This is a genomic window from Frankia sp. AgKG'84/4 (assembly GCF_023242965.2).
In the GTDB taxonomy this organism is placed as follows: Bacteria; Actinomycetota; Actinomycetes; order Frankiales; family Frankiaceae; genus Frankia.
This window is the reverse complement of sequence record NZ_JALKFU020000789.1, coordinates 1-1,102: the sequence shown is the minus strand read 5'-3', so window position 1 is coordinate 1,102 and position 1,102 is coordinate 1. Positions and strand designations below refer to the sequence as shown.

Genomic DNA, 1,102 nt, shown 5'->3' with positions numbered 1-1,102 from the left:
GTGCTGGCGGAGCCGGTCGTGCTCGCGGCCGTCCCGGTGCGCCCGGAGGTCAGCGTCGGCATCGCGCACGCGCCGGCACACGGGCGCACCTCGGCAGAGCTGCTGCGCCACGCCGAGGAGGCGATGCGCGCCGCCAGGTGGTCCCGCACCGGCCAGGCGGTCTACGCCCCCTCGCCGCCGGTCAACCGGGCGCGCCTGCTGCTGCGCGCCGAGGTGCGCCAGGCCCTCGACCGCGGTCAGATCGAACTGAGCTACCAGCCCAAGGCCGACCTGCGCAGCGGGCGGATCAGCGGCGTCGAGGCGCTCGTCCGCTGGCGGCACCCGGTCGACGGGATGCGCCAGCCCGACGCCTTTCTTCCCGAGATCGCCCGCGCGGGCCTGATGCCGAAACTCACCACGCACGTGCTCGAGCTGGCGCTGGCCGACTGCGCGCGCTGGCGGGCCCGGGGGGCGACGCTCACGGTCTCCGTCAACGTCCCCGCGTCCGTGATCATCGATGGTGGCTTCGTGGGGGTGGTGCGCGCGGCCCTCGCGCGCCATCGCCTGCCGTCCTCGGCGCTGGTCATCGAACTGACCGAGGACACCCTCGTCGAGGCCCGCGAGGCCGCCCGGTGGACCCTCGCCGGACTGCGGCGCTTCGGCGTGCGGGTCAGCCTCGACGATTACGGCACGGGCTTCTGCACGCTGACCTACCTGCGGGAACTGCCCGCGGACGAGGTGAAGCTCGACCGCACCTTCCTGCGCGACCTCGACCGCGACCCGGCGGCCGCCGAGATCGTCCGGTCCACGGTCTCCCTCGCCCACGCGCTGCGGCTGCGCATCGTCGCCGAAGGTGTCGAGACCCAGCGGTCCTGGCAGACGCTCGCCGGTTGGGAATGCGACGAGGTGCAGGGCTTCTTCGTCTCGGGGCCGATGGCCGGCGACCGGGTCGTCGGCTGGCTGCGCGAGTGGGCCGCACCCGCACCCGCGGCCGTGGCGGCACCGACCCGGGCGATCACGGCTCCGGCGGTGCCGGCGACGATGGCCTGGATGCCGGCGGAGTCGGTGCCGGTGGGGATGGCCGCGTCGGGCACCGGCGCGGACGACCCGGACGCCCGGCAGC

At 75.3% G+C, this 1,102-nt stretch carries 1 protein-coding gene; it reads left to right on the top strand.

The features are described 5' to 3' along the window. On the top strand, nt 1-1,102 hold a 1,102-nt coding region (locus MXD58_RS25235; protein ID WP_374616632.1), incomplete at both ends, for a putative bifunctional diguanylate cyclase/phosphodiesterase.